At 59.0% G+C, this 18,060-nt stretch carries 17 protein-coding genes, 1 tRNA gene and 1 pseudogene; 13 read left to right on the plus strand and 6 right to left on the minus strand.

Features of this window, described 5'->3' with window-relative positions; genetic code table 11:
• Positions 1–35 precede the first annotated feature (35 nt).
• Positions 36–1,406 (minus strand): NCS2 family permease, encoded by a 1,371-nt coding sequence (locus MTP42_RS12165; RefSeq protein ID WP_249257436.1) that lies wholly within the window; start codon positions 1,404–1,406, stop codon positions 36–38.
• Between the two features lie 374 nt (positions 1,407–1,780).
• Positions 1,781–3,472 carry a M3 family oligoendopeptidase gene (locus MTP42_RS12170; RefSeq protein WP_249257437.1) on the minus strand — a complete coding sequence of 564 codons (1,692 nt, stop codon included), beginning with the start codon at positions 3,470–3,472 and terminating at the stop codon, positions 1,781–1,783.
• Positions 3,473–3,716: 244 nt separating this feature from the next.
• Between MTP42_RS12170 and acpP the strand changes: the two genes are divergently transcribed.
• From acpP to fabZ, 10 genes are all read left to right on the plus strand, one after another.
• Positions 3,717–3,944 (plus strand): acyl carrier protein, encoded by a 228-nt coding sequence (acpP, locus tag MTP42_RS12175; RefSeq protein ID WP_005935295.1) that lies wholly within the window; start codon positions 3,717–3,719, stop codon positions 3,942–3,944.
• A gap of 11 nt (positions 3,945–3,955) precedes the next feature.
• Positions 3,956–4,828 (plus strand): acetyl-CoA carboxylase, carboxyltransferase subunit beta, encoded by an 873-nt coding sequence (gene accD, locus MTP42_RS12180; protein WP_005935297.1) that lies wholly within the window; start codon positions 3,956–3,958, stop codon positions 4,826–4,828.
• Positions 4,825–5,778: an acetyl-CoA carboxylase carboxyltransferase subunit alpha gene (locus MTP42_RS12185; RefSeq protein ID WP_005935299.1), complete on the plus strand. Its 954-nt coding sequence runs from the start codon at positions 4,825–4,827 to the stop codon at positions 5,776–5,778. The genes accD and MTP42_RS12185 overlap by 4 nt, the downstream gene beginning before the upstream one ends.
• Entirely contained in the window at positions 5,775–6,719 is a 945-nt protein-coding gene (locus MTP42_RS12190) for a beta-ketoacyl-ACP synthase 3 (RefSeq protein WP_249257438.1), read from the plus strand. The genes MTP42_RS12185 and MTP42_RS12190 overlap by 4 nt, the downstream gene beginning before the upstream one ends.
• Positions 6,720–6,897: 178 nt before the next feature.
• A complete protein-coding gene (locus MTP42_RS12195) occupies positions 6,898–7,833 on the plus strand; it encodes a DUF561 domain-containing protein (protein WP_249257439.1) in 936 nt (311 codons plus the stop codon).
• The gene (locus tag MTP42_RS12200) at positions 7,827–8,894 is read left to right on the plus strand and encodes an NAD(P)H-dependent flavin oxidoreductase (RefSeq protein ID WP_249257440.1); all 1,068 of its coding nucleotides are present in this window, start codon (positions 7,827–7,829) and stop codon (positions 8,892–8,894) included. Before MTP42_RS12195 ends, MTP42_RS12200 begins: the two co-directional genes overlap by 7 nt.
• Positions 8,891–9,823, plus strand: coding sequence for an ACP S-malonyltransferase (locus MTP42_RS12205; RefSeq protein WP_097771629.1), 933 nt, complete (start codon positions 8,891–8,893; stop codon positions 9,821–9,823). The genes MTP42_RS12200 and MTP42_RS12205 overlap by 4 nt, the downstream gene beginning before the upstream one ends.
• On the plus strand, positions 9,820–10,569 hold the full coding sequence (gene fabG, locus MTP42_RS12210) for a 3-oxoacyl-[acyl-carrier-protein] reductase (protein ID WP_249257441.1): 750 nt from the start codon (positions 9,820–9,822) through the stop codon (positions 10,567–10,569). Before MTP42_RS12205 ends, fabG begins: the two co-directional genes overlap by 4 nt.
• A gap of 15 nt (positions 10,570–10,584) precedes the next feature.
• Positions 10,585–11,823: a beta-ketoacyl-ACP synthase II gene (gene fabF, locus MTP42_RS12215; protein WP_249257442.1), complete on the plus strand. Its 1,239-nt coding sequence runs from the start codon at positions 10,585–10,587 to the stop codon at positions 11,821–11,823.
• Between the two features lie 3 nt (positions 11,824–11,826).
• Positions 11,827–12,303, plus strand: a complete 477-nt coding sequence (gene fabZ / locus MTP42_RS12220; protein ID WP_227611194.1) for a 3-hydroxyacyl-ACP dehydratase FabZ — start codon at positions 11,827–11,829, stop codon at positions 12,301–12,303.
• A gap of 159 nt (positions 12,304–12,462) precedes the next feature.
• Here the strand turns inward: fabZ and MTP42_RS12225 are convergent.
• Positions 12,463–13,965: pseudogene (locus MTP42_RS12225) on the minus strand (recombinase family protein); the annotation flags it as partial.
• A 466-nt stretch (positions 13,966–14,431) separates the two neighbouring features.
• On the opposite strand from MTP42_RS12225, the gene MTP42_RS12230 reads away from it, so the two are divergent.
• Both MTP42_RS12230 and MTP42_RS12235 read left to right on the plus strand, forming a co-directional pair.
• Positions 14,432–15,412, plus strand: coding sequence for a helix-turn-helix transcriptional regulator (locus tag MTP42_RS12230; protein ID WP_249234995.1), 981 nt, complete (start codon positions 14,432–14,434; stop codon positions 15,410–15,412).
• Positions 15,413–15,490: 78 nt separating this feature from the next.
• Positions 15,491–16,786 (plus strand): GLUG motif-containing protein, encoded by a 1,296-nt coding sequence (locus MTP42_RS12235; protein ID WP_156062224.1) that lies wholly within the window; start codon positions 15,491–15,493, stop codon positions 16,784–16,786.
• A 199-nt stretch (positions 16,787–16,985) separates the two neighbouring features.
• On the opposite strand, the gene MTP42_RS12240 is transcribed toward MTP42_RS12235, so the two are convergent.
• A tRNA-Val gene (locus MTP42_RS12240) sits at positions 16,986–17,062 on the minus strand.
• Positions 17,063–17,220: 158 nt separating this feature from the next.
• On the opposite strand from MTP42_RS12240, the gene MTP42_RS12245 reads away from it, so the two are divergent.
• On the plus strand, positions 17,221–17,385 hold the full coding sequence (locus MTP42_RS12245; RefSeq protein ID WP_097771614.1) for a FeoB-associated Cys-rich membrane protein: 165 nt from the start codon (positions 17,221–17,223) through the stop codon (positions 17,383–17,385).
• Positions 17,386–17,424: 39 nt separating this feature from the next.
• Here the strand turns inward: MTP42_RS12245 and MTP42_RS12250 are convergent, their stop codons facing one another.
• The gene (locus MTP42_RS12250; RefSeq protein WP_005935258.1) at positions 17,425–17,718 is read right to left on the minus strand and encodes a hypothetical protein; all 294 of its coding nucleotides are present in this window, start codon (positions 17,716–17,718) and stop codon (positions 17,425–17,427) included.
• Positions 17,718–17,957, minus strand: coding sequence for a helix-turn-helix domain-containing protein (locus MTP42_RS12255; RefSeq protein WP_099357280.1), 240 nt, complete (start codon positions 17,955–17,957; stop codon positions 17,718–17,720). Before MTP42_RS12255 ends, MTP42_RS12250 begins: the two co-directional genes overlap by 1 nt.
• Positions 17,958–18,060: the final 103 nt, after the last annotated feature.

The raw sequence follows: 18,060 nt of genomic DNA on the forward strand, positions 1-18,060 counted from the left end.
CGGAGCCGGGGCTTTCTGTTTGCTACAAATGCCTGTTACAGCAGGACGTATTTCAGGATGAACAGAACGGTCAGCACATACATCAGGGGGCTGATCTTCTTCTCCTTGGCCTTGCCGGTGATGACATTCAGCAGGGTCCAGGAGATGACACCGATGGCGATGCCCTCAGAGATGCTGTATGCGGTGGGCATTGCCAGGATGGTCAGGAATGCGGGGATGCCCTCAGCAGGATCGTCGAACTCGATCTTCAGGGCAGAACCCATCATGTAGAAGCCAACGATGATCAGGGCCGGAGCGGTCGCAAAGCTGGGGATGGTCAGGAACAGGGGGCTGAACACCACGGCCAGCAAGAACAGCACACCGGTGGTCATGGAGGTCAGGCCGGTGCGGCCGCCCTCGGTCACGCCGGAAGCGCTCTCGACGAAGGTGGTGGTGGTGGAGGTACCCAGCACGGCACCGGCGCAGGTGGCGATGGAGTCGGCCATCAGCGCGCCCTTGATGTTGGGCAGCTTGCCCTCCTCATCCAGCATGTCGGCCTTGGAAGCAACACCGATCAGGGTGCCCAGGGTATCAAACAGGTCAACGAAGAGGAAGGAGAACATCACGGCGAAGAAGTTCAGGATGCCCACGCCGGAGAAATCGGTCTTGAACACCTGACCAAAGGTCTTGCCCAGAGCAGAGAAATCGAAGCTGATGAAGCTGGTGGGGATGACGCTGTACATGTCGGCATCGGGGTTGGGGATGTAGATGCCGGTCAGCTCGCAGAGGATGCCCAGCACCCAGGTGATGAGGATGCCGTACAGGATGCCACCCTTGACCTTCTTGACCAGCAGGATGGCGGTGATGAGCACGCCCACCAGCGCGAGGATCGCACCCACGCCGATGCTGTGGAAGGTCTCGCCCTTGAAGTGCTGATAGGTGACAAGGGTGGAATCGCTGTTCACGATCAGCTTTGCGTTCTGCAGGCCGACGAATGCAACGAACAGACCGATGCCCACGCTGACAGCGCTCTTCAGGGTCATGGGGATGGCGTTGAAGATGGCCTCACGCACATTGGTCAGGCTCAGCACAATGAAGATGATGCCCTCCACAAAAACGGCCATCAGGGCCAGCTGCCAGCTGTAACCCATGGTCAGGACGACCGTGTAGGAGAAGTAGGCGTTCAGGCCCATGCCGGGAGCCAGAGCGAACGGATAGTTGGCCAGCAGAGCCATCAGGGCAGTGCCAACGAACGATGCCAGCGAGGTGGCGATCAGGACCGCATTGGCATCCATGCCCGAAGCGGACAGGATGCTGGGGTTGACCGCAAGGATGTAGGCCATCGTCATAAAGGTAGTGACACCCGCCATGAGTTCGGTCTTGACATCGGTGTGGTTTTCTTTCAGGTGAAAGATCTTTTCTAACATGAAAGTTCCTCCTGTGTTATAGTAAAAATAAAAACCGCCGCGTGGGAACCGGCGGAAAGAACAGCTCTCATTGTAGCAGAACTGTTCCCACCTGTCCATGGTCGAAACACAGAAAATTCACGAAAAGTTCAAACTTTCTTGTATAGGTATGACTTATCCGAGGGCTTTTTGGCGTTTTATGGAATTTTTTCTTTCCAGTTATGGAGTTTGTGCCGCTCCGTATATTCCCATAGTCTGTATTTGCGATAAAATCCACCTCCTATTCACAAGAAAGCGCCCCCGCTCACTGCGATCTTACAGTGAACGGGGGCGCTGTGCTTTTTCATAGAAAAGAGCGGATTTTGCAAGAAAAAATCTCCGTAGGCCCAAGGGGCTTACACCTGATGCTCTGCGATCCACTGGCCCATCTGCTGGGCGATGGCCTTGATCGAGCCATCCTCAAAGGGAACCTTCAGCCCGGCGGTCTGCATCAGCTCTGTGTAGCTGGCCAGACCGGCACGGCGCACCAGCTTGAGGTAGCGCTCCCAGGCATCCTTGTGGTCCTTGAGGCTCAGCAGGAAGAACTGCAGCGCAGCCATGGTGGACAGGCAGTAATCAATATAGTAGAAGGGGCACTCATAGATGTGGAGCTGGCGCTGCCAGCCGGCACCGCGGCCATAGAAGGGCAGGTTGTCGAAATCGATCCAGGGGCGGTACTTGTGCTCCAGTTCCAGCCAGACGGCGTTGCGCTCGTCCGGGGTGAGGTCGGGGTTCTGGTACATCCTGTGCTGGAACTCGTCCACGATGCAGCCATAGGCCAGGAAGAGGAAGCTGTCCTCGGCGTGGAGCAGGGCGTATTTCTCAGTGTCCTTGCCAAAGAGCAGATGGTGCCAGGGAGCCGTCAGGAACTCCATGGCCATGGAATGGATCTCGGCGCTCTCCATGCCGGGGCACTCGAGGTCTGCGGGGACCTTGGGGTCACGCTCGGCCACATAGCCCTCAAAGGCGTGGCCGCACTCGTGGGTCAGCACGTCCACGTCGGCAGAGGTGTTGTTCCAGTTGGCAAAGATAAAGGGGGCCTTGTAGGTGGGCAGGCTGGTCATATAGCCGCCGGACATCTTGCCGGGGCGGCTCTCCACGTCGAACAGCTCATTGTCCTGCATGAAGTCAATGAATTCTGCGGTCTCAGGGCTCAGCTCGTGGTACATGGTGCGGGCGGCGGCCATCCGGGCATCGTAGCCGGGGATGGGAGAGGGGTTGCCGTCCTGAAACGCCACAGGCAGGTCGGAGAAGGTCAGGTGGGAGATGCCAGTGCGCTTGCAGCGCAGCTCGATCACCTTTTTCAGCTCGGGCACCACATCGCTGGCCACTTGGTCGCGGAACTTCCGGATCTCGGCAGGGCCGTAGCCGATGCGGTTCATCCGTACATAGGAAAGTTCGCTGTAATCGTGGTAGCCCAGGATCTGCGCCTGTGCGTTCAGGTTCTTGACGATTTTGGTGTACAGGCCGTCCAGCTCGTCACGGTGGGCATCAAAATACGCTGCCTCGGCCTCGTAGGCGGCGCGGCGGACGGCAGGGTCCAGGTTCTCCTTATAGGGGCCCAGCTGGGGAATGGTCAGCTGCTTGCCGTCAAACTCGACCAGCGCGCCGCCGTACACCTGCTGGTACTGGCTGACAAGGGCATTGTACTCCTTCTGCAGCTCCACGGTGCGGTCATCCATGCCCAGCACGGCATTCTTCATACCGGCCACGCAGGTGGTGCCAAAGGCTTCGGTCAGCGCATCCACATGGGCGTTGGCCAGAAATGCCCGGCTGATCTCCACCCGTGCGTTTTCCACGGCGGGACCGTTGGCATCAAAGAAGTCCTGCTCGGCCTTCCAATAAGCGTCACGGGTGTCGCAGGTGTAGTGGATGCTTGCCAGCTGTGCGGCGGTGCTGTAATCGGCAAAGGCGCGGCTCTGCTCGTAGTAAACATTCACCAGCTCCGCGCCGCTGGCTGCCCCGGCGGCCTTGGCGGCCAGCGCCTTGCACTGGCCCAGCAGGGCATCAATGTCCGGGCGGGTATAACTCATTTCGCTGAATTTCATGGGATTCATCCTTTCGTTCCTTCTTGTCTGAGTGCTGAACCCATATTAGCACGTTTGGGGAAAAAGGGCAATGGAAAAGAGGAACTGCCCCTGTGGAGAAAAGTGTGTCAGAATTGTAAAAGATAAAATATTTTAGCTATTATTCTTGACTTATCCGACGATTCAGATATAATGGTCGTGTTCGCAAGAAACCTCAAACTTTTTAGATAATAAAAATACAAACAAATCAAAGGAGAATATTACCATGACGTTTGAAGAAATGAAGAAGATCGTTGTTGACACCCTGAACTGCGAGGAGGACAAGGTGACCATGGAGGCCAGCCTGACCGAGGATCTGGAGGCCGACAGCCTGGATGCCGTGGAGCTGAACATGGCGCTGGAGGATGCCTGCGGTGTGTCCATCCCGGACGAGGAGCTGGCAAAGCTCAAGACCGTGGGTGACATCTACAACTACATCACCGCACATATCTGAGGAAACATGCGATGAATGATATCCGAGATCTGCTCCCCAACCGGATGCGGGAGCGCACTTTCCAGCTGAAGGCCAAGCGGGATGCCGGAGCTGTCTGGCACGAGCCGCAGTTTGTGGAGTGCAAGCAGTGCGGCCGCCGCGCTGCCCGCACCCTGTGGGCCAGAAGCCTGTATGTCTGCCCCAACTGCGGCTATCACATGCCCATTGGCGGGTATTACCGGCTCAGTCTGGTGCTGGATCACGGCAGCTTCCGGGAACTGGACGCTGACCTTGATCCGCAGGATGTGCTGAACTTCCCCGGATACGGGGAAAAACTTGCCGCCGCCCAGAACAAGACAGGCCTGCACGAAGCTGCTGTCACCGCCGTCGGCCGCATTGGCGGCGTGGCCTGTGTGGCAGCCGTGCTGGACAGCCGGTTCTTTATGGGCAGCATGAGCACGGCTGTAGGCGAGAAGATCACCCGCGCCGTGGAGTACGCCACCGCCAAGCGCCTGCCTCTGGTCATCTTTTCGGCCAGCGGCGGCGCGCGGATGCAGGAGGGCATTTTCAGCCTGATGCAGATGGCCAAGACCAGCGCCGCCATCCAGCGCTTTTCGGCAAAGGGCGGGCTGTACGTCAGCGTGCTGACACACCCCACCACAGGCGGCGTGACCGCCAGCTTTGCAAGCCTGGGCGATATCATGCTGGCCGAACCGGGGGCACTCATCGGCTTTGCCGGCCCCCGTGTCATTGAGCAGACCATCGGTGAAAAGCTGCCCGCCGGGTTCCAGCGCAGCGAATTCCAGATGGAACACGGCTTTGTGGATCAGGTGGTGCCCCGCAGTCAGCTGCGGGATACGCTGATCCAGGTCCTGCAGCTTCATGCCGGAGGGAAACACGAATGATAAAAGATATTTTGGAGCAGCTGGCCCCGCTGGACGCACAGATCGCCGCGCTGAAGGGCAGCGGCAGTGACATGGAGGCCATTACCGCCCATGCGTCCGAACTGGCAGAGCTGGCGGTGGAAGAGGATGAGATCCTGCGCTCCTGCGGCCCGCTGACTGCCGAGGATCGGGTCTTTCTGGCCCGTCACCCGGAGCGTCCGCACATCGACGAGACGATCTCTGCCCTGTTCACGGATTTCTTTGAGCAGCGCGGCGACCGGCAGTGCAAGGAGGACGCGGCCATTCTGGGCGGCGTGGCCCGTTTCCACGGGATGCCGGTGACGGTCATCGGCCACCGCAAGGGCTCCACACTGGAGGAAAATCTGGCCTGCAACTTTGGAATGCCGGGGCCGGAGGGTTACCGCAAGGCTCTGCGCCTGATGAAGCAGGCTGAAAAATTCGGCCGTCCCATCATCACCTTTATCGACACGCCGGGCGCTTACCCCGGCAAGGATGCCGAGGAGCGGGGGCAGGGCGAGGCCATTGCCCGGAATCTGATGGAGATGAGCGGTCTGACGGTGCCGGTCATCGCCGTGGTCACCGGCGAGGGTTCCTCCGGCGGCGCGCTGGCACTGGGTGTGGCCAACCACATCCTCATGCTGGAAAACGCGGTCTACTCGGTGCTGAGCCCCGAGGGCTTTGCCAGCATCCTGTGGAAGGACTCCTCCCGCAGCGGCGAGGCCTGTGAGATGATGAAGCTGACGGCGCAGGATCTGTACCGCGGCGGCATCGTGGAAGAAGTGATCCCGGAGCCGGTGGGCGGTGCCCAGCGCTGCCACGCTGCCCTGTTTGAGCGCATGGATGCCGCTCTGCGCGCCCACCTGAAAGAATTGTGCCGCATGAGCGACCGGCAGCTGGCCGATCAGCGCTATAAAAAGTACCGCCAGATCGGAGAAACGAGGAACGCATGAATGGTTTACAGCTGATCGCCACCGGCGGGGCACTTCCCGGACGGACGATCACCAATGACGCGCTGAGCCGCATGGTGGATACCAGTGACGCATGGATCACCAGCCGCACCGGCATCCGCACCCGGCACTGGTGCACCGAGGACGAATCTGCCGCCACGCTGGCCATTGCGGCCGCGCGGCAGGCCCTTGACCGCAGCGGCCTTGCCCCGGCGGACATTGCCTGCTGTGTCTGCGCGACCCTTTCTGCCCCGGATGCCACCCCCAGCGTGGCCTGTCAGGTACAGGCGGCGCTGGGCCTGCCCGAAAACCGGCCCGCGCTGGACATCAACGCGGCCTGTTCCGGTTTTCTCTATGGCATGGCCGTGGCGCGGGGAATGCTGACGACTCTGGGCGGGCAGTATGCCCTCGTCATCGGGTGCGAAGCGCTTTCCCGCCTGATGGACCCCACCGACCGCTCCACCTGCGTGCTGTTCGGCGACGGGGCCGGAGCTGCCATTTTCCAGCTGGCAGATACCCCCTTTGCGTTGACGCTGGGGGCACGCGGCAGTGATGTCCTCCATGCGGGCGGGCCGAGCCGGGAAGGCTCTGCCCCCATCACCATGGACGGCAAGGCGGTGTTCCGCTTTGCGGTGGATGCCCTGCCCAAGTGCCTGCACACGGTGCTGGACGAGACCCGGCTGACCCTCGAGGATCTGTCGTGGGTGGTCTGCCATCAGGCCAACAGCCGCATCATCGACCACTGCATCAAGGCTCTGCAGGCCGACCCGGCAAAATTTTATAAGAACATGGATCGCCACGGCAACACCAGCGCCGCCAGCATTCCGGTCGCCCTCAACGAGCTGGCCGAGAGCGGGCAGTTGACCCCGGGCAGACCGCTGGCCTGCATCGGCTTTGGCGGCGGCCTGACCTGGGGCGGCGCGATTTTTCAATACAAAGAGTAAAAATCATGTTCGGCAAACGGGCTCACCCTCTCAGTCACCTTCGGTGACAGCTCCCCCAAAGTGGGAGCCTTTGGCAAAACCGAAAAGTTTACCGTACTGCCAAGGGCTCTCCCCTTGGGAGAGCTGTCGAGCAGAGCGAGACTGAGAGGGCGAGGACGCTTACCGATAGGATAAAACTATGAAACTTTTAAACGAGATCTTAGGAACGAAATACCCCATCATCCAGGGCGGCATGGCAAACATTGCCACCGGTGAGTTTGCCGCCGCCTGCTCCAATGCAGGTGCACTGGGCATCATCGGTGCGGGCGGCATGAATGCCGACACCCTGCGCGAAAATATCCGCCGGTGCAAACAGCTCACTGACAAGCCCTTTGGCGTGAATATCATGCTGATGCACCCGCAGGCAGATGAGTTTGCCCAGATCGTTGTGGAAGAAGGCGTGCAGGTGGTTACCACCGGCGCAGGCAACCCGGGCAAATATGTTCCCATGTGGAAAGCGGCGGGCATCAAGGTGATCCCCGTGGTGGCTGCCGCCGTGCTGGCAAAGCATCTGGAGAAGCTGGGCATCGATGCCGTGATCGCCGAAGGGACCGAGAGCGGCGGCCATGTGGGCGAGATGGCCACCATGGCGCTGGTGCCGCAGGTGGTGGACGCAGTGGATCTGCCCGTCATTGCGGCGGGCGGCATTGCCGATGGCCGTCAGCTGGCAGCAGCCCTGGCGCTGGGTGCCTGCGGCGTGCAGGTGGGCACCTGCCTGCTGGTGAGTGAGGAGTGCCCCATCCACGAAAACTACAAGGTTGCCCTGCTCAATGCCAAGGACAGCGACACCATCGTGACCGGACGCATCGGCGGTTCCCCGGTCCGGGTGCTGAAAAACCGGATGAGCCGTGAATATGTCCGGCAGGAAAAGGCTGGTGCCGATAAGATGGAGCTGGAAAAGTACACCCTGGGCAGTCTGCGCCGGGCCGTGTTTGAAGGCGACACCTCCACCGGCAGTCTGATGGCCGGTCAGGTGGCCGGAATGCTCCACGAGGTGCGCCCCGTGGCGGACATTCTGGATGACCTGTGGAACGGCGGGAGGCAGCGTATCCACGCGCTGAGCGAGGAATGCTGACGCTCGGAAAGAAAGTCCTGTCTGTGCCCATCCTGCAGGGCGGCATGGGCGTGGGCGTTTCTCTGGGCGGGCTGGCCGGTGCCGTGGCGGCCTGCGGCGGCATGGGGTGTATCTCCACCGCCGATGCAGGCTACCGGGAGCCGGACTTTGCCCGTGACCCGGCCAGCGCCAACCACCGCGCCCTGACCGCTGAGATCCGGAAAGCAAAGCAGATCGCAAACGGTGCCGGTATGGTGGCCATCAATGCAATGGTGGCCACGCAGGACTATGCCGCCGCCATCCGCACCGCTGTGGAAGCGGGCGTGGACGCTGTGGTGTCCGGCGCTGGTCTGCCGCTGGAGCTGCCCGGCCTTGTGAACACGATGGAGGTCGCCATCGCGCCCATCGTTTCCAGCGGGCGGGCGGCAAAGCTCATCCTGCGCCGCTGGGCCAAGGAGTTCGGCCGCACCGCCGATTTTGTGGTCATTGAGGGCTGCAAGGCAGGCGGTCATCTCGGCTTTGCGGAGCAGGACCTGTTCTCCGGAAGCTGCCAGACGCTGGATGAGATCCTGCCGGAGGTGCTGGCTGAGGTAAAGCCCTATGAGGCGCAGTTCGGCCACAGCATCCCCGTGTTTGTGGCGGGCGGCGTGTACACCGGGGCCGATCTGGCTCACTTTACCAGACTGGGTGCCGCAGGCGTTCAGCTTGCCACCCGCTTTATCACCACCTACGAGTGCGATGCATCCCAGGGGTATAAGGACGTTCTGCTGAACGCCGGTTCTGAGGATGTGCGCATCATCCACAGCCCGGTCGGGATGCCGGGCCGGGCGCTGAACACGCCGCTGGTGCAGGCCATGGCGGAGGGCGGACGCTTCCCGCCCCGGCACTGTGCCCGCTGCCTGAAGACCTGCGACCCCGCCAAGGTGCCCTACTGCATCACCCATGCACTGATCGAAGCGGTCAAGGGCAACCTGGAGGAAGGACTCTTCTTCTGCGGGGCCAATGTGGGCAGGCTGGACCGGATGTACACTGTCCGTGAGCTGATGGATGAACTTGTGACCGAATGGAGGCAAAACCGATGAAGCTTGCTGTTTTGTATGCCGGCCAGGGTGCCCAGCACCCCGGCATGGGCAAAGAATTTTACGAAGCATCTTCCGCTTTCCGTGCCGCATTCGACGCTGCAGACCTTCCGTTTGATCTGCACCGCGTCTGCTTCGACGACCCGGACGGCGTTCTAAATCAGACCGAATACACCCAGCCCTGCATGGTGGCCTTTGCCTGCGGCGTATCCGCCGTTCTGGCCGAGCAGGGAGTCAAGCCCGCTTATGTGGCCGGTCTCTCTCTGGGCGAATATTCCGCGCTGGAAGCCGCCGGTGTATTCACCGCCAAGCAGGCCATTGAGCTGGCAGCCTATCGCGGCAAAGCCATGGCCGACGCGGCCAGCGGCATCGACTGCGGCATGACCGCAGTGCTGAACCTCGACCGGGTCCCCCTTGCAGAATGCTGTGAGCAGGCATCCGCGCTGGGCTGTGTGCAGATCTGCAACTACAATTGCCCGGGCCAGCTGGTCATTGGCGGCGAAAAGGCCGCCGTGGACAAGGCTGCAGAGCTTGCAAAGCAGGCCGGTGCCCGCCGGTGCATCCCGCTCAAGGTGAGCGGACCGTTCCACACCCGTCTGATGGCTCCCGCCGGGGATGCCCTGGCAAAGCGCTTTGCCGCCGAACCCTTTGGCGAAATGAGCGTTCCGGTGCTGTTTAACTGCCTGGGCCGTGAAAAAGCCGAGAGCGACAGCATCCCGGCCCTGCTGGTCCGGCAGGTGCAGAGCAGTGTCTACATGGAGGACACCCTGCACCGTCTGGGTGAGCTGGGTGTGGATCACATTCTGGAGGTCGGCCCCGGCAATGCGCTCTCTGGCTTTGTGAAAAAGACTCTGCCCGGTGTGACTTGTGTGTCGGTGGAGACCCCGGCGCAGCTGGACACCGTTCTGAACGCATGGAAGGAAGAACAATGAACGAAGAAACCATCATCCGTACCGCCGTTGTGACCGGCGGAAGCCGGGGAATCGGCCGGGCCGTGTGCGTACAGCTTGCCCGTCAGGGCTGCCATGTGGTGGTCAACTACTGCCACGGCGAAGCGGCCGCCGCCGAGACCGTGTCTCTCTGCAGGGCCGAGGGTGCGCAGGCTGTGGCCGTGCAGGCCGATGTTTCCACCGCCGAGGGCTGCAAAAAGCTCTTTGAGGAGGCGGTGAACGCCTTTGGCCGGGTGGATATCCTTGTGAACAATGCAGGCATCACCCGGGACAACCTGATCCTGCGCATGTCCGAAGCAGACTTTGATGCTGTGCTGGACGCAAACCTCAAGGGTGCGTTCCTCTGCTGCAAGGAAGCGGCCCGCCGGATGGTGCGCCAGCGCTGGGGCCGGATCGTCAATCTGAGCAGCGTCGTTGCCCTGCGGGGCAATGCAGGCCAGACGAATTACGCCGCCAGCAAGGCCGGGCTCATCGGCCTGACCAAAAGCCTGGCCCGGGAGCTGGCCAGCCGCAATGTGACAGTAAACGCTGTTGCGCCCGGCTTTATTGAAACTGATATGACCGCCGCCCTGCCGGAGGCTGTCCGCACCGAAATGGCAAAGGACATCCCGGCAGGCCGCGCAGGCCAGCCGGAGGACGTGGCAAACGCGGTGGCGTTTTTTGCCGCAGAACAAAGCAGCTATCTCACCGGGCAGGTGCTCTGTGTGGACGGCGGCATGGCAATGTAAAAGGAGAAATTCTCTATGGAAAAACGCAGAGTCGTGATCACCGGTCTGGGCACCGTGAACCCGCTGGGCAACACTGCTGCCGACAGCTGGGCTGCCGCAAAGGCAGGCCGGTGCGGCATTGGCCCCATCACCCAGTTTGACACCACCGATTTCAAGTGCAAGCTGGCCGGTGAAGTGAAAAACTTTGACCCCGAGACCGTTGTGGACAAAAAGGAAGCCCGCAAGATGGCCCGCTTCACCCTGCTGGCACTGGCTGCTGCAGCCGAGGCCATTGCCGACAGCGGCCTGAACACGGAAGCAGAAGCCAAAAACATCGGTGTGGTCCTTTCCAGCGGCATTGGCGGCCTGCCCACCATCGAGGAGCAGCACACCCGCGGGGAAGAGAAAGGCATGGAGAAGGTCAGCCCCTACTTTGTGCCCATGTCCATTGCCAACATGGCGGCGGCACAGGTGGCCATCCGCTTTGGCCTGAAGGGCATGTGCACCTGCCCGGTCACGGCCTGCGCCGGCGGCACCAATGCTGTGGGCGATGCCTTCCACCGCATCCGGGACGGTTACGAGACTGCCATGGTCTGCGGCGGTGCCGAAAGCTGCATCAGCCCGCTGGGCATCGGCGGTTTTACCAGCATGAAGGCGCTTTCCACCGCCACCGACCCGGATGCTGCCAGCCTGCCCTTTGATGCCCGCCGCGGCGGCTTCGTGATGGGCGAGGGCAGCGGTGTGCTGGTTCTGGAAGAGCTGGAGCACGCCCGGGCACGCGGTGCGCATATCTACGCCGAGGTGGTGGGCTATGGTGCCAACTGCGATGCTTACCACTTTACTGCACCGGCTCCCGGCGGCACAGGTGCCATCGACTGCATGAAGCTGACGCTGGCCGATGCCGGCATTGCTCCGGAGCAGGTGGATCACATCAACGCCCACGGCACCGGCACCCACATGAACGATGCCTGCGAGACGGCTGCCATCCATGCCGTGTTCGGCGAGCACGCAAAGCAGCTGACCGTGGTCAGCACCAAGAGCATGACCGGCCACCTGCTGGGTGGTGCGGGCGGCATCGAGGCCGTGTTCACGGCACTGGCCCTGCGAGACCGGTTTGCCCCGCCCACCATCCACTACGAGCAGCCTGACCCGGAATGCGATCTGGACTATGTTCCCAATGCAGGCCGTGCACAGGCCATGACCTACGCACTGAGCAACAGCCTGGGCTTTGGCGGGCACAACGCCTGCATCGCCCTGCGCAGATGGGAGGGCTGAGCCATGGCAGAACCGCGCACCGTGCGGGAGAACGCAAATGCTCTGAACAGTGAGCAGATCGCAGCCCTTCTGCCCCACCGCTACCCCTTTGCCCTCGTGGACCGTATCTTGGACTACGAGCCGGGGCAGTGGGCCATTGGCCGCAAGTGCGTATCCCGCAATGAAGAATTCTTCTGCGGTCACTTCCCGGGCCAACCGGTCATGCCGGGAGTGCTGATCCTGGAAGCACTGGCCCAGACCGGAGCCGTGGCGGCGTTGAGCATCCCCGAAAACAAAGGCAAACTGGCCCTCTTCGGCGGCATCAAGAATGCCCGCTTCCGCAAACAGGTCACCCCCGGAGATGTTCTCACGCTCCATTGTGAGCTGGTAGAACAGCGCGGCCCGGTGGGTATCGGGAAGGCATCCGCTTATGTGGATGGCAAGTGCGCCGCCACAGCGGAGCTGACCTTTGTGCTGACCGAAGCAAATACAGAGGCTTAAGGCACTTTGTGCGCAGCGATCGCCCCCAGAATATCCTTGTAACACAAAAGGCAGGATACCATCGCCATGATGATATCCTGCCTTTGTTCGTTCCTGTTTACCGTTCTGCATACTCTCGGCATAGAGAACATCTTGTGAAACAAAAAAGCACCCGAACCCTTTTTCACAAAGAATCGGGTTCGGGTACAAACTGTATGGTGGAGCATTGTCCACAGCACTCGAACCCAAAACCTCTTCACGGGAGATGGTTTTGGAATCATCCGTGAAGTTGAAATTGAGCACGACCCGGTCGTCAAAGACGTAGACCGAGTTGACAAAGGTATCAATGATCTGCCGCTGGTGCTCCATGTCTCTCATGTCACCCTTGCGGAATTTTTCAAACCAGAACCGCATCCATTCGCGGGTCAGAACTGGTTTTTTCAGTTCTTCTTCCAGAATGCTGGTGTTCAGGGCTTCCTTCCGGGCTTCCAGTTCGTCCAGCCGCTGCTTGGTGGTCGGGGTTAGGATACCCTGTTCAATGGCTTCCAGAAGATTTGCCAGCCGCTTCTCTGTATCCCGGAGCTGGTCTTTCAGGACAGGCAGCCGGGTGTTCTCCTGCTGCTGGGCTTCCATAATTAAATCTATCAGCCGTTCGATGATTTCATCGCTGAAAATCACCTTGATGGCAGTCTCCACCACGAACCGTTCCAACGGCTCTTTGCGGATGGCTTTCAGATCGCAGTGCGCCTTGCCGTGGCGTTTGGCGTTGCCGCACTTGTAGTAATAGTAGGTGTTTCCCATGTGGCTGGTGCCGCTCTCACCGCCCATGAGCGTACCGCACTTGCCGCAGAACAGCTTGGTGGTCAGCAGATAGCTCACATCCTCTTTTGCGGGGCGACCGTGGGCGATCTTGTTCTGCTCGAAACGCTGCTGCACCCGGTTGAACAAGTCCTCGTCCACGATGGCGGGAATGCCGCCCGGTGTCACGATGTCCTTGTAGCGGTATTCGCCGATGTAGCGGCGGTTCCGGAAAATCTGGAAGAAGCTGTTCTTGACAAAGGGCTTGCCGGTACGGGTGCGCAAGCCACGCTCGTTCAAAGATGCCGCGATTTTCTCGGCAGGCTCGCCGTTGGCATACCGGGTGAAGATTTCCTGCACGATAGGAGCCGTCTCCGGGTCGATATGGTACAGTCTGTCCTCCTTGCCAATGGTGAAGCCCAGCGGAACAATACCGCCGTTGTACTTGCACTGGAGGGCATTTTCGCGCTCACCGCGCGCTACTTTCAGGGCGAGTTCTGCGGAATAGTATTCCGCCATGCCAATCAGCATACTCTCCACCATAATGCCTTCAGGCCCCTGCGAGATGGGTTCCATGGCAGACACCAGATGGACACCGTTCTTTTCCAGCTGGTACTTGTAGTTCACGGCATCGAACCGATTCCGGGCAAAGCGGTCGAGCTTCCAGACCAGAACCACATCGAAGATTTTCTTCGCGCTGTCCTTTATCATCCTCTGGAAGTCCGGGCGGTCATCCGTTTTGGCAGAGTAGGCACGGTCGATATAGGTGCCGACCACGGTGATACCGTTCTTCTCGGCGTAGTCCTTGCAGTCGCGCAGCTGCCCTTCAATGGACGCTTCGCGCTGGTTATCCGATGAATAGCGGGCATAGATCACAGCGGTCATAGCAGGCACCTCACTTTACACATCATTAAACGGTGAACGGTTCTTTCAAAATGTAGTTTCGTATAATATATATACCATGTTTTACAACGGTTTGCAAGAAAAACAAAACGGAAAAGTGGTGGTGCTCATCGTGAACACCACCACTTCAGAAGAAAAAAGTTCTTTGCCCGCTTATGCGTTTTAACAATTTGGAAACAATTACGGAAAATCGAATTTGAGCTTATTAGCTGAGAGCAAGAATCGTCCCGTGGCCACAAATTTTCAGTTCTTGAAAATTTCCTGTCCATCCGGGACTTCACTTCTTCAACTCTTGCGAGTTTCCGAAGTGTTCTTGTTGGGGCGTGCCTGCCCCAAACCCTGCTAGGAACGCGTGCTATAAGCTGGAATTTATAGATTCAATGGATAAAGGTGTGGCTTGTTCCAAACTCATGCATTTATTATAATAGGGCTGTGAGGAGGTGCTGGAATGAAGCAGTGTCCCATTGATTTCTTTGACCCGGAGGTGCAGCATTTGGCCGCATCTGCCGGGTGCAGACTTTACCGGATGCAAAACGACACCGGCGAAGGGCTCATCTCTGAATATCCGATCCTGTCGGGGATCGATCTTTTCTACAATGACTTTCACATGAAGGACGGGCAGAATCAGAACAAACGCCCCATGCCGGATACCATCGAAATCAATCACTGCCGGGAAGGGCGGTTTGAGTGCGAATTTCAGAACGGCGATTATCAGTATATCGGTGCGGGCGACCTGTCCATTCACCGGCTGAGCCACACCACCCGGCAGACCCGTTTTCCACTGGCGCACTATCACGGCATTTCCATCACCATCGACTTGCCGCGGGCGCAGCAGACGCTTTCTTCTCTGGAAGCCATCATGGGCGATCTTGATATCCATTTGGAAGCCATCGCCGAGCGTTTCTGCCGGGAAGAGAGCTGCTATGTGCTGCGCAGCAACCGGGAAGTCGCGCACATTTTCTCGGAGCTGTATGCCGCCCCACCGGAACGGATGGCACACTACCTGAAAGCCAAGGTACTGGAACTGCTCATGCTCCTAAACGACCTACCGCAGGAGTCCTTCTCGGAAAAGCGGCAGTTTTTCTCCCGCAGTCAGGTCACGGCTGTCCGGGCGATACACGATGCAATGATACAAGATCTCAGTCACCATTACACATTGGCTGAGCTTTCCCGGCAGTTCGGCATTGCGCAGACTTCCATGAAGCTCTGCTTCAAAGCCGTTTATGGCAGCTCCATTTATCAATACATGAAAACCTACCGGATGCAGACCGCCCGCGTCCTTTTGCAGGATACAAGCCGCAGTGTGACCGAGATCGCAGCTACACTCGGCTATGATAACCCTAGCAAATTTTCGGAAGCGTTCAAAAAGGAATACGGCATAAGCCCCACTCTGTTCCGAAACTCGCCGTCCGAATTGGATGTTTCCTGACGGTTCGGAGTGGCAGACCGTCTTTGTTTTGTTATACTTTCTGGTTAGAAGAAACTAACAAAGAAAGGATATTCCATTATGAGACGAATTCAAACCGGCGTGATTGCCGTATGCCTCGCCGCCGCTCTCCTGTCAGGCTGTGCAGGTTCTTCCGCCCAGAGTACCGCAAGCAGCACTGCCGCAAGTTCTGCGGCTGCTTCTTCCGTCAGCACCACTGCTGTTTCCGCCAACTATGACGGCGGTTCCGGCACGCAGGAAGACCCCTACCAGATCAACAGCGTGGATTCCCTGCTGACCTTTGCTTCCAATGTCAACGATGGCTCGCAGGGCGGCTACGCCGGTGTTTGCTTCAAACTGACCAGTGATCTGGACCTGTCCGGTGTCGAGTGGGCTCCCATCGGCAATATGAACGACATGGAGACACACTCCACCCTGTTCCTCGGCTCCTTTGACGGAGACGGCCACACTATTTCCAACCTGAGCTATACTTCGGATACCTATAACTGCGGTGCCGGTCTGTTCGGCGTGAGCTGCGGTGAGGTGAAAAACCTGACTCTGGAAGATGCCACGGTCACAGTAACGGAAGGCACTTCCATGGCCATTGGCGGCGTTGTGGGCTACAACATGGGTTCTGTGGATAACGTCACACTGAAGGGCGATTCCACCATTACCGGCAATAACTGTGTCGGCGGTATTGTGGGCGGTAACAACAACTCTATCACCAACTGCATGGTGGAGGGGGCTACCGTGGTCGTCATCGGTGACAACCACTTTACCGATAAGATCGTTCAGGCAGACGTTGCCGAGTGCGGCGGTCTGGTAGTCGGCGGCGGCTTTGGCGGCAGCATCGACAACTGCACAGCATCCGGCACCGTGAAAGCCACCGGCAACGAGCCGGTGGGTCTGGGCGGCATTGGTGGCTGTCTGGAAATGATGGACACCATCACCAACTGCACCGCTGATGTGACTATCGAGAGCGAAAACGGTGGTCACGCCATTGGCGGTTTGTGCGGCTATGCAGGCACCCATTCCAACCCGGATGTCTGCCTTGAAACGGAAGGCTTCTCCACTAAAAACTATCCCTCTGTCATTGACAACTGCAATGTGACCGTGAACATCAAGGCAAACGGTGCCACCCATGTGGGCGGCCTTGTGGGTACCGGTCTGTACTACTACGGTGAGGAGACGGTTTTCAAAATCACCAACTGCTCGGTAAAGGGCAGCATTGACGGTGCCGTTACACCCGGTACCGTTGCAGGCCGCGCCGAGGGCAGCACCATTGAAAGCTGCACTGCCGATGTGACCATTGACGAGAACGCTGGTACGGAGCAGGTCGGCACAACGACCCAGATGTACGAAAGCGCAGACCAGTAAAATGATTTTCTCCATAAGGGCAATCAAGTTCGCACAATGATAACTTGATTTCAAAGAAAAAGGCAGGATACCACCGCCACGGTGATACCCTGCCTTTGTTCGTTTACCGCTCTGCACACTCTCGCCGCAGAACTTCCGATAAACAAAAAACGTACCCGAACCCTTTTTCGTAAAGAATTGGGTTCGAGTACGAACTGTATGGTGGAGAATTAGGGACTCGAACCCCAGACCCCCTGCGTGTGATGCAGGTGCTCTAACCAGCTGAGCTAATCCTCCGAATCGGAACAAGAGAATTATACCACAACCGAAGTGGATTGGCAAGCCCTAATTTTGATTTTTTCGCAATTTTTTCCCACTGCGAGGCAGTTGCTCTTTTGCGCAAAATGGTGTATACTGAAATTGCGCATTCCAGCGCAAAAAGAGAGGTTTTTTCAATGCTGACACTTCGTGGGATCATTACCATTCTGGTGCTGGCAGGGCTGTTTGCCCTGGCAGTGGTCTGGATCTCCAAGCAGGGCGGCTGGAAAGGTGAAGGCTGCGGCGGCAACTGCGCCTCCTGCCACCAGCACTGCGATACTCCGGAAAAGAAAACGCACTGACTGCAATGCCCCCGGATGGCTGTCCGGGGGCATTTTGCGTCACAGGGCACCGTAGCGGGCGGCAAAAACGGCTACGGTGCTCAGCAGATCGAGCTGGGCTTTCTGGTAGGTGGTGCGCCCGATGCAGAGCCGCTCCAGCACGTCCTCCTCCTTGCGGCGCTCCAGGTAGCGCAGCTGGAGCAGGCCTGCACGGATGGGGTCGGCGGTGCGGTAATACTCCTGCGTCTGCTGGATGGCCCGGGCCCAGCCCCAATTGGCCGGGCTGCGGGCCCACTGGCGGGTACCGTAGTTCTGCAGGGCCTCCCGGGTCTTTCTGCGCTGTTCAGCGGTCATCACGCCGCCCCCTTTCTTTGGCACATCCGGGTGCCCGGGCCAAAGAAGCAGGCATCCCGCTGTTCCATGGTCAGCCCCAGCATGGCAGAAAGACGGTCGGCTTCGCTGACTTTGAAATCGCTCTCGTCGTTCAGCTTCTGATGCAGGGCGCTGCTGCTGATGCCCAGCACCCGTGCCACATGGCCCAGCTTGAGGCCCTGGCTTTCAATGTAGGCGCGGATCTGTGTGGTATTTGTCATCAAAGGTTCTCCTTTCATCTGGATCTCTGCGTGTCGTTTCACAATCTTTGGTTGTATTATAGTTCGATGTTGATTTTTTGTCAACTATTTTACCAAAATCGCG

Source organism: Faecalibacterium sp. I2-3-92 (genome assembly GCF_023347315.1).
GTDB lineage: Bacteria > Bacillota > Clostridia > Oscillospirales > Ruminococcaceae > Faecalibacterium > Faecalibacterium duncaniae.

Excerpts from the sequence above, each read along its gene's own strand:
- MTP42_RS12165 (WP_249257436.1), bottom strand. The coding sequence starts at position 1,406 with ATGTTAGAAAAGATCTTTCACCTGAAAGAAAACCACACCGATGTCAAG.
- MTP42_RS12170 (WP_249257437.1), bottom strand. The coding sequence starts at position 3,472 with ATGAAATTCAGCGAAATGAGTTATACCCGCCCGGACATTGATGCCCTG.
- acpP (WP_005935295.1), top strand. The coding sequence starts at position 3,717 with ATGACGTTTGAAGAAATGAAGAAGATCGTTGTTGACACCCTGAACTGC.
- accD (WP_005935297.1), top strand. The coding sequence starts at position 3,956 with ATGAATGATATCCGAGATCTGCTCCCCAACCGGATGCGGGAGCGCACT.
- MTP42_RS12185 (WP_005935299.1), top strand. The coding sequence starts at position 4,825 with ATGATAAAAGATATTTTGGAGCAGCTGGCCCCGCTGGACGCACAGATC.
- MTP42_RS12190 (WP_249257438.1), top strand. The coding sequence starts at position 5,775 with ATGAATGGTTTACAGCTGATCGCCACCGGCGGGGCACTTCCCGGACGG.
- MTP42_RS12195 (WP_249257439.1), top strand. The coding sequence starts at position 6,898 with ATGAAACTTTTAAACGAGATCTTAGGAACGAAATACCCCATCATCCAG.
- MTP42_RS12200 (WP_249257440.1), top strand. The coding sequence starts at position 7,827 with ATGCTGACGCTCGGAAAGAAAGTCCTGTCTGTGCCCATCCTGCAGGGC.
- MTP42_RS12205 (WP_097771629.1), top strand. The coding sequence starts at position 8,891 with ATGAAGCTTGCTGTTTTGTATGCCGGCCAGGGTGCCCAGCACCCCGGC.
- fabG (WP_249257441.1), top strand. The coding sequence starts at position 9,820 with ATGAACGAAGAAACCATCATCCGTACCGCCGTTGTGACCGGCGGAAGC.
- fabF (WP_249257442.1), top strand. The coding sequence starts at position 10,585 with ATGGAAAAACGCAGAGTCGTGATCACCGGTCTGGGCACCGTGAACCCG.
- fabZ (WP_227611194.1), top strand. The coding sequence starts at position 11,827 with ATGGCAGAACCGCGCACCGTGCGGGAGAACGCAAATGCTCTGAACAGT.
- MTP42_RS12230 (WP_249234995.1), top strand. The coding sequence starts at position 14,432 with ATGAAGCAGTGTCCCATTGATTTCTTTGACCCGGAGGTGCAGCATTTG.
- MTP42_RS12235 (WP_156062224.1), top strand. The coding sequence starts at position 15,491 with ATGAGACGAATTCAAACCGGCGTGATTGCCGTATGCCTCGCCGCCGCT.
- MTP42_RS12245 (WP_097771614.1), top strand. The coding sequence starts at position 17,221 with ATGCTGACACTTCGTGGGATCATTACCATTCTGGTGCTGGCAGGGCTG.
- MTP42_RS12250 (WP_005935258.1), bottom strand. The coding sequence starts at position 17,718 with ATGACCGCTGAACAGCGCAGAAAGACCCGGGAGGCCCTGCAGAACTAC.
- MTP42_RS12255 (WP_099357280.1), bottom strand. The coding sequence starts at position 17,957 with ATGACAAATACCACACAGATCCGCGCCTACATTGAAAGCCAGGGCCTC.